The organism is Trebonia sp. (assembly GCF_049794275.1).
Classification (GTDB): Bacteria; Actinomycetota; Actinomycetes; order Streptosporangiales; family Streptosporangiaceae; genus Trebonia.
The window spans coordinates 1-9017 of sequence record NZ_JBARCR010000728.1; the positions used below are offsets into that span (position 1 = coordinate 1).

A 9017-nucleotide genomic window follows, 5' to 3' on the forward strand; every position below is an offset into this window, starting at 1 on the left:
CTCCATGCCGAGGCGGAGCGCCGCGCCGTGGCTGACGACCACCGCGAGCTGTCCGTCAGCGAGCGTCGCGGCTATCCGGGTGAGCGCGCGGCACACCCGGTCCGCGACCGCGGCGGTCGGCTCGCCGTTCGGCGGGTTCCAGGTCGCCCTTTCAGCCGGGTAGCGCGCACTGATCTCCTCGTCATTCAGGCCCTCCCAGTCGCCGCCGAACCGCTCGCGCAGCTCCTTGTCCAGCGTGACGGGCACGCCGGCCAGCCGGGCGAGCGGCGCGGCCGTGCTCGCCGCGCGGATCAGGTCCGAGGAGAAGATCGCGTCAGGCCGGAGCGTCGCCAGCCGGCGGGCGGCGTACTCGGCCTGCGCCTCGCCCGTCTCGTCAAGCGGAATGTCGGTCTGGCCCTGGAACCTGTGCTCGACGTTCCACATCGTCTGCCCATGCCGCCACAGCACGAGCCGCCTGGGCTCGCTCAGCGTGACTCCCCCGGCTTGCCAGCGCCGGTGTTGCCCGCCAGAGCTGCCTCGGGCAGCGGGATAACCGGGCAGTCCTTCCAGATCCGCTCAAGCGAGTAGTACACGCGCTCTTCCCTGCTCTGCACGTGCACAACGATGTCCACGTAGTCCAGGAGCACCCAGCGGCCCTCCGCCTCGCCCTCGCGGCGGGCGAGGGTTGCGCCGGCCTGCTTGAGCCTGAGTTCCACCTCGTCGATAATCGCGCGCACCTGCCGGTCGTTGGCCCCGGAGCAGAGCAGGAACACGTCGGTTATCGCTAGCTGCTCACTCACGTCGAAGGCGACGATGTCCTGAGCGAGCTTGTCCGCCGCGGCGGCCGCGGCGATCTCGGTGAGCTCGATGGCCCTTGGGGTGGCAGTCACGTGGCTGGCTCGGCCTCCTCGGTCGGGGTGCGTCCCGCCTCTAAGCATCTCACGAGCGCACAACTGGTTCCGGTGACGAGACCGGCGCGGTCTCAGATAGCGGAGCGGCCGCCGTACAGGTGGCGCTTGGCGATGTACTGCACGACGCCATCGGGCACCAGGTACCAGACCGGCTCATCCGCGGCCACCCGGGCGCGGCACTCGCTGCTGGAGATCGCCAGCGCCGGGATCTCCACCAGGGAGACCTTGCCGTCAGGCAGCCCGGCGCCGGTCAGCCGGTGCCCGGGCCGCGTGCAGCCGACGAAGTGCGCGAGCGAGAACAGCGTGTCCACGTCGTGCCAGGTGAGGATGTTCTCCAGCGCGTCAGCGCCCGTGATGAAGTACAGGTCCGCATCCGGTCCGTTCGCCTCGTGCAGGTCGCGCAGCGTGTCGATGGTGTAGGTCCGGCCTGGCCGGTCGATGTCGACCCGGCTCACGCTGAACCTCGGGTTGGAGGCGGTCGCGATGACCGTCATCAGGTAGCGGTCCTCGGCCGGCGAGACCTTGCGGTCGTCCTTCTGGTACGGCTGCCCCGTGGGTACGAAGACCACCTCATCGAGGGCGAAGATGTGCGCCACCTCGCTGCCGGCCACCAGGTGGCCGTGGTGAACGGGGTCGAAGGTGCCGCCCATCACCCCGATCCGCCGGTGCCCGTTAGCCAATGACCGTCTCCTTAATTCAAGGTATCGAGATGGTATAGGGCGCGGGGACCGGAAATTGTTCCGGCTACCTCGGGCCGGTTACGCCTCCAGGATGATGCGCGCCGTTCAGCGGGGGGCTACCATCGAGATATGACTTCAGTTCCTGATCGAGCACGCGTCAGGCTGACCGGCATCAGCTCCCGCGCCTACGAGCACCCGGCCGACCGGTCGGCGCTTGTCGCGCTGCGCAAGCTGAGCGGGTTCGACGTGCTGCTGGCAAAGCTGTTCGGCCTCATCAACGAGCGCGCCCTGCGGCTGATGTACCTGGCCGGGGCGGTCAAGGTCTCCGAGCGCCAGTTCCCGCACATCTACGCGCTTGTCAGGGACGGGGCCTACATCCTCGACCTCCCGGATGTGCCCGACGTCTTCGTCATGCAGAACCCGATCCCGAACGCGATGGCGATCGGCCGGGACCGGCCGTTCATCGTGATCACCACGGGGCTGGTCAACCTGCACGACGAGGAGGAGCTGCGCTGGGTGATCGGCCACGAGCTCGGGCACGTCCTGTCCGGGCACGCGGTCTACCGCACGATGCTGCTGATCCTCATCCAGCTCGCCGCCAGGATCGCCTGGATGCCGATCGGGTACATCGGCCTGCGGGCCATCATCTGGGGGCTCGAGGAGTGGTTCCGCAAGTCGGAGCTGTCCTGCGACCGGGCCGGGCTGCTGGCCGGCCAGGACGTGGACGCGGCGCGGCGTGCCCTGATGAAGCTGGCCGGCGGCTCGCAGCTGTCCGAGCTCAACCCGGACGCGTTCCGCGAGCAGGCGCACGAGTACGACGCGGTGCCCGACCTGCGGGACAGCGTGCTCAAGCTGCTGCAGCTGCAGGGCAACACCCACCCGTTCGCCGTCGTCCGGTTCGCCGAGCTTGACTACTGGGCCACCCACGGCGACTACGAGCGGATCCTCGGCGGCGACTACCCCCGTCGCGACACCGACAGGAGCGCGTCGGTGGGCGAGGAGGCGCGCAACGCGGCCAAGTCCTACCAGGACTCGTGGAGCCGCTCGGAAGACCCGCTCGTCGGCATCTTCCGCGGCGTCGCGGAGACCGGCGCCCGGGCGGCGAGCGGGCTGTTCGACCGCCTCAACCAGCAACGCGGGGGCGGCGGCGGCACGGGCGGCACGGGCACGGGCTCCGGCGGCGGGCCTGGCAACGGCCCCGGCAACAGCGACAACTAGCCTTCTCCCCGGTTCTGCCCGGATGACTGTGATAGTCATCCGGGCAGTTCTGTATCGGTGCCTTGCGGGCTTGTTGCTGGTCACGGAGTTTCGCGTGGATGGTGGCCGGGTTGTTGGTTAAACCGGGCAGATTTTCGGTTCGACTTGCTGTACATCTCAGCTGAGAGTTTCCCCGCCAATCATCTTGCCGAGCTGCCAGGCGAGCACGTGCACACAGAACCCAAGGCACATGCGTACAGAGCTAGCACAATAGCCACAGAAGATACTCTACGCATAGGTGATTGCCCTGGCGGGCGGGCGGCGGGAGCGCTGGGGCGTTCAGGCCCTGATCAAATAGCCGAGCGCATTCACGCAGGTAACAAGCTTACTACCGGTAACTCGCGACTCAGCAATGTCGGTGAATGTCGCAGAAAGTGTCCGCTAAAACTATGTCTTGACGGGGCAAAAAACGCGCGTAATAATTCTCCTATCATGTGATTGGGACCGCAGTTATTCGATCAAAGCCACCTTCATGATTGCATTGTTGTCGTCTGTCGATCCACGATGGCGTGGGGAGGGAAACGATGGCTGTCCTACCTCGGATACCTCGCATCCTTTTTGTCATTCCCGGGGTGCTGGGGGGCATTCTTGTACCCGCCGTGATCGTGACCGCGCCTAAGCCGGCGCCGCCAAATACTGTCGGCATGACCAACATGGATTTCACGAAGGACGTAGTGACGCTGCACCGCGGCCAGTACCTCACCTTCGTCGACAACTCGCACAATATCCACGAGGTCGGGCCAGGTAACAACGGGCAGGTCGTCAGCCCGGTGCGCGGCGAGCCCTTGACCGGCTTCCATCTGATGGTAACGAACTCCGTGTACAAAACCGGCCCATGGCTGACACCGGGCAAGTACTACGTGACCTGCGCGGTCCACCCGATGATGAACCTCACGGTCGTGGTCGTCCCCTGACCCGGCTGCTTCGCTTACTGGCCATCCGCAACCCACTGACCCTCTTCCACCGCCATTGGTCCGAACATCCGGAGAGGAGGAAGCCATGTCGTCTCTCAAGCACCTGCGGTACATCCTGGGATCGCTCAGCGCTGTGATGTTCAGCAGCGCGGCAGCCGCCAGCGTCTAACCGCGAAGGCCGATGAGGTCGCGTGCGAGCCGGCGCAATCCGATCCCGGGCGGCGTCGGCCCGCACCTCCAGACCCGCATGTACCGAGGTAGCCGCACTCGCGATCGCACTGGGACGGAACGGAGCTATGTTCGAGACAGGCGTACGGCAGTTCCGGATGGCGCTGGGCATGGCCCAGGGGCGGCGGCTTGATCCGCGCAACGTCGCCCGGCTCGTCGACGACGTGCTCGCCACCCTCGCCGAATTCGGCGAGCCGGGTGCGGACGCGGCCGAGCTTATTGAAGGGCCGATGTCCAGCCCCGAAGCTCGGCTCGAAGTCACAAACAACAGCCTGCGCCGTACGGCGCGCAGGCTCGCCGCTCAGTCACCGTTTTACGCGCGCCGCTTTGCCTCCGCACAGGTCGACCTCGCCAAGCTCGATGTCACGGGACTGCGGACAATCCCAGTCACCCTCAAGCAGGACCTGATCGAACGGCCAGAAGATTTCCGCTGCACTGACGTACCGGCCTACCTGGCCACCCGCACCACCGGCACCACCGGACTCCCCGCGGAGGTGTGGCTGTCGCGCTATGAGATGGAGTTGTGGCCCGCGCTCGGCGCGCTGGCCTCGGTGCTGCGAGGCGAGCTGCTTCCTGGCGACATCATGCAGGTGAACATCAGCTCTCGCGCAACCGCAGCCACGCACTTGGCTGCGGCCAGCTGTCGCCTGGTCGGAGCCGGCTGGCGTCCGCTCGGCATCGTGCCGCCGGAGGCATCACTGGAAGGCCTGGCCGAGGGGGGCGCGACGATCCTGTTTACCGTCCCTAGCTACCTCGCCGAGCTTGTGACCGCGGCCCGGCGCGCTGGCATGGGCACCGGCGACTTCCGGCTGCGTCGCCTCGTGGTGGGTGGTGAGGTGCTGTCCGCGAGCCTGGCCCGGGCAGCCGCCCGGACGTTCGGCGTCCCGCTTGTCGAGGACCCCTACAGCATGACCGAGATTCTCCCTATCACCGGACGTACCTGCAGCCAGGCACACCAGCACCACGACCTCAACCTGGGCCTCACCGAGCTGGTCGACCTGGACACGGGTGAGCGTGCCGCCCCCGGTGCGCTCGGCACGCTCGTGATCACCCCGTATTTCCCGTACCGGGACTGCACGCCGGTGTTCCGCTACGACACCCGCGACGTCGCCCGGTGCCTGCCCGATACGTCCTTGCGCTGCGAGCTGGCCGGCATCCCCGCGACCAGCCAGATCCTGGGCAAGGCCGATCATCTGCTGCGCACGCCCGGCGGCGAGGTCGTCACGCCCCGGCAGCTCATCGAGGCGATCGAATCACTGCCCGCCGAGCCGTGGCCCGCGCGGTACCGCGCCGCCGTCCGCGACGGCCGGATCCGGCTCACCCTGCCGGCCAGCGCGATCGCCGGTTACGGTGAGGCCGAGGGCAGGCGCCACTTCGCGGCGGCCGGGCTGGACATTGACCTGGACATCGTCGGCAACGACCAGGCAGCCTCGCTTCGCCGCACGCGCAGCGACCTGCACGAAACCACGTTCGCTAGCCAGCGCGCACTCGTCGGAGCATGACATGCCAGTGCCAATTTTCCCGATACCGATGTGGGAAGTGTCCCTCACTTTGTTCTGCGTGATCACGACCGGCGTGATCGTGATCTGCGCGGGCGCGCTAGCTTACTTCCGACGGGTGCGGATGGAGCGGCCGGCGGTGGGGACGTTCAACACTCGCGACGTAGTGATCCTGCTGATCTTCATCGGCGTCCTGCCGTTCGTCTACGGCTGGCTGCCGGTTCCGCTGGTCACCTGCCTGCTCGCTGTTACGTTCGCCTCTGCCCTTTACATCGGCTACCGGCCCCTGCTCGGCTCGGTGGGGATCTGGCTGGGGATCGGCTTGCTGTTCGGCCTCAACATCTGGTCGAGCCATCACGTCATGGGCACCATCCCCGGATGGCAGGTGTGGTACACCGAGCAGAGCATCATGGTGGGGCTCGGCGTGATCGCCGTGTGCAACCTGTACTTGCAGGGCGGGATGAAGCTGCGGCACGTGGCGTGGCTGTCGCTTGGACTCGCCTTCTACGACGTCCTCTTCGCCGCGTACTATCCGCTGACCGGCAGGCTCCTCGCGCGCTACATTACGCACCCGCTCACTCCGGTGCTGGGCATGCGATTCGGCGAAGTCGACTACGCCGTCGGTCTCGGCGACCTGCTTGTCTACTCCCTGTTCTTCGTGGCCGCGTACAAGGCATACGGCGCGCGGGCGGCCGCGATAGCGGCCGGCGTCATCGTGGTCATGGGCGGCTTCGCGACGGCGTTCATCCCGTTCCTGTTCAACTTGCAAAACGCCAACCTTGACACGCTCATACCCGCGCAGTCCCTGTTCGGGCCCGCCGCCTTCGTCGCCTACCTGTGGATGAAACGGCACTACGGCCGGGAGCGCACGATGGCGGAGTACCTGGCCAGCCAGGACGGTTCGGCTGTCGCGCCGCAGGTGGAGCAGGCCCCGGCGCCCGAGCCAGCGTCCATCTGAGCCCAGCGGTAACCGGCAGCCTGGTCACTGGGAGCCCCCGTGCGGATAGCGCTGGGCTCGCGGTCAAGAGCCTTCGGCTAGGGCCGCGAGGCGGTCTAGCGAGGCGTTGAGCCGGTCGGCGGTGGTCGACTGGGCCGCCGGGAAGCGGTTCTTGTCCGTCAGCCGGGTCCAGTCGTACGTGTGGGTGACTCGCGTGCGGGACGCGCCGAGCGGCTCGAGTTCCCAGCGCCACAGGTGTCCGGGCCGCTTCCGGCCCACTTCCGCGGGCATCCAGGCGATCAGTCGGCCCTCGTCGAACTCGACCACGTGGTTCTCCCGGATGCTCCCCGTGGTGATCCGCATCGTGAACACGTCACCCGCGCGCCGGACACGCTGCCCCGCCGCCGCGGCCGCCAGGTTGTCATTGCCGTCCCAGCGCGGCTGCTGAGCCGGATCCGCTATCAGCTCGAAGATCGTTCCCGCGTCGGCCGCGATCTCGCGGCTGGCGCTGGCCACCCGGGGCGCCTCCTGATCGGTCATACCCTCATCCAAGCACCCTGGCCAGTCACGTAACCGTCCCCTGCTGTGTCGTTGAGCTGTTACTCAGGTAGAGCAAGTACGCTTCTGGCGAGCGGGGTTCAACCGGCCGGAGGGAATCGGGGTGCTCGGTCCGCGCAGCGGGATGGCCATTGTCGGCAAGGCCGGCTATGCGGTGGGCTGCATGCTCGCCGCGCTGGTGCTGGTCGGGAGCGGCTTCGCCTACTACGTGAAGAGCCAGGTCGGTGAGATCGGCGGCTCGGACGCCATCACCGGGGGCCCGCAGACCGGCGCGATGAACATCCTGCTGATGGGCCTGGAAAGCCGCACCGATTACGACGGGAACATCCTGTCCCGCGACCTCCTCGCCGCCATGCACGCGGGCAGCGTGCAGGGCGTCGAGAACGGCGTGGGCGGCCAGGACACGAACACCCTGATTCTCATCCACATCTTCGCGGGCGGGCAGAAGGCGATCGGGTTCTCGATCCCGCGCGACGACTGGGTTACCTACCCCCAGGCCTACGACGGTCAGACGCAAGGAAAGATCGACCAGGCCTACGGCGACGCCTGGGCACAGAGCCTGAGCCAGACCGTCAACTCCAGCATGAGCCACAACCAGCGCTACCTGGTGGCCAACGAGGCCGGCCAGGCGGCCACGATCGCCACGGTCTCACAGCTGACCGGGGTGCACATCGACCACTTCGCCGAGGTCAACCTGGCCGGATTCTATGAGCTGGCGCAAGCCTTCGGCGGCGCCGAGGTGTGCGTGAGGTCGTACAACGGCGGCCAGAACCTGCACGACGCCAACTCCGGCTTCAACCAGCCGCACGCGGGTTACCTGTTCCTGTCACCGCCGCAGGTGCTGGCCTTCGTGCGGGAGCGGGACAACCTCCCCAACGGCGACATCGACCGCACCCACCGGCAGCAGGCGATCATCGACTACGTGATCTGGAAGCTCGGGCACGAAGGGGTGCTCAGCGACCTCGGCCAGCTCACCAGCCTGCTCGACGTGGCGAAGAAGTTCGTGATCACCGACTCCGGCTGGCAGATACTCAACTTCGCCAGCGAGATGAAGAGCCTGACAGGAAAGAACCTGACCTTCCAGACGGCGCCGTATGTCACCACCGACGGTCACATAGACGGCCAGGACGTGAACATCGTGAATCCGGCGGCGATCAAGCAGGCCGTGAATAACGCGTTCTATCCGCCGCCGCCCGCCCCGAAGCCCGCGTCGACGCCGGCGTCGACGTCGCTGTCGCCGGCCAAGACCACCGTGGACGTCTACAACGGCGGCAACACGCCCGGGCTCGCCGGCCAGCTGTCCCAGGCGCTGACGTCGGCAGGCTTCAAGGCCGGCCAGGTCGCAAACATCCCCGCTCAGCAGTCCACCCAGGTGCTGTACGGCACGGGGGCGGAGGCGAGTGCGGCGAAGATCGCCGGATACTTCAGCGGCGTGACCGCGGCGGCGAGCCCGTCGGTCGCCGCGGGTCAAGTGAAGATCCTGCTCGGCGCTGATGCCACGTCGGTACCCCCGGGCATCACCTCGGCCGCTTCGTCCCATTCCACGTCCAGCTCCGCGTCGACCAGCCCGGCGTCCACGCCGGATAACAGCCAGAGCGTGCCGGTGACGGTCAAGGACAACGCGCCGTTCGGCATTCCCTGCGTGTACTGACCGCCGCTCTTACGAATGAGTTGGCCGGCCGGGTGCCCTCGGCATGGGGCGCTTCGGTTAGAGAATCACCAGGTCGTCGCGGTGCACGACTTCGCGCTCGTACTCCTGACCCAGCTTGCTGGCGAGCCAGCGGGTGGAGCGGCCCATGAGGCCGGGAATCTCCTTCGCGTCGTAGTTGACCAGGCCGCGGGCTACCACGGCGTCGTTCTCGTCGGCCAGGTCCACCGGGTCGCCCGCGTCGAAGGCACCCGCCACGCCGATGATCCCGGCTGGGAGCAGCGACGCGTGGCGGTTCACGACCGCGTCGACCGCGCCCTTGTCCAGCTTCAGGCTGCCGCGGGCGACCGCGGCGTGGGCGAGCCAGAGCAGGCGGGTTCGCGGGCGCTGACCAGTGGCGGCGAAG

At 67.4% G+C, this 9017-nt stretch carries 10 protein-coding genes; 5 read left to right on the top strand and 5 right to left on the bottom strand.

Translation table 11 applies throughout. The features are described from left to right. The 3 genes from WA805_RS19270 to nadD all read right to left on the bottom strand — a co-directional run. On the bottom strand, window positions 1-447 hold a 447-nt coding region (locus tag WA805_RS19270; RefSeq protein WP_425243026.1), incomplete at its 3' end, for a histidine phosphatase family protein. A gap of 17 nt (window positions 448-464) precedes the next feature. After that, a complete protein-coding gene (gene rsfS / locus WA805_RS19275; RefSeq protein ID WP_422274376.1) occupies window positions 465-869 on the bottom strand; it encodes a ribosome silencing factor in 405 nt (134 codons plus the stop codon). Between the two features lie 92 nt (window positions 870-961). Then, entirely contained in the window at window positions 962-1570 is a 609-nt protein-coding gene (gene nadD / locus WA805_RS19280) for a nicotinate-nucleotide adenylyltransferase (RefSeq protein ID WP_422274374.1), read from the bottom strand. A gap of 129 nt (window positions 1571-1699) precedes the next feature. Here nadD and WA805_RS19285 point away from each other — a divergent pair, with 129 nt between their 5' ends. The 4 genes from WA805_RS19285 (at window position 1700) to WA805_RS19300 (ending at window position 6426) form a co-directional block, all read left to right on the top strand. Beyond that, window positions 1700-2788 carry a M48 family metallopeptidase gene (locus WA805_RS19285; RefSeq protein WP_425243027.1) on the top strand — a complete coding sequence of 363 codons (1089 nt, stop codon included), beginning with the start codon at window positions 1700-1702 and terminating at the stop codon, window positions 2786-2788. Window positions 2789-3471: 683 nt separating this feature from the next. Continuing rightward, a complete protein-coding gene (locus tag WA805_RS19290; RefSeq protein WP_422274370.1) occupies window positions 3472-3741 on the top strand; it encodes a hypothetical protein in 270 nt (89 codons plus the stop codon). A 296-nt stretch (window positions 3742-4037) separates the two neighbouring features. Next, window positions 4038-5471 (top strand): phenylacetate--CoA ligase family protein, encoded by a 1434-nt coding sequence (locus tag WA805_RS19295; RefSeq protein WP_422286309.1) that lies wholly within the window; start codon window positions 4038-4040, stop codon window positions 5469-5471. Window position 5472: 1 nt separating this feature from the next. Continuing rightward, window positions 5473-6426 (top strand): hypothetical protein, encoded by a 954-nt coding sequence (locus tag WA805_RS19300; protein ID WP_422274366.1) that lies wholly within the window; start codon window positions 5473-5475, stop codon window positions 6424-6426. A 63-nt stretch (window positions 6427-6489) separates the two neighbouring features. Here the strand turns inward: WA805_RS19300 and WA805_RS19305 are convergent, their stop codons facing one another. Beyond that, window positions 6490-6945 carry an SRPBCC family protein gene (locus tag WA805_RS19305; protein ID WP_422274364.1) on the bottom strand — a complete coding sequence of 152 codons (456 nt, stop codon included), beginning with the start codon at window positions 6943-6945 and terminating at the stop codon, window positions 6490-6492. 121 nt (window positions 6946-7066) lie between these two features. Here WA805_RS19305 and WA805_RS19310 point away from each other — a divergent pair, with 121 nt between their 5' ends. Then, window positions 7067-8614, top strand: a complete 1548-nt coding sequence (locus WA805_RS19310; RefSeq protein WP_422274362.1) for an LCP family protein — start codon at window positions 7067-7069, stop codon at window positions 8612-8614. 57 nt (window positions 8615-8671) lie between these two features. Here WA805_RS19310 and WA805_RS19315 read toward each other — a convergent pair. After that, window positions 8672-9017 (bottom strand): PUA domain-containing protein (locus WA805_RS19315; protein WP_425243028.1); only part of this gene is annotated, 346 nt, incomplete at its 5' end.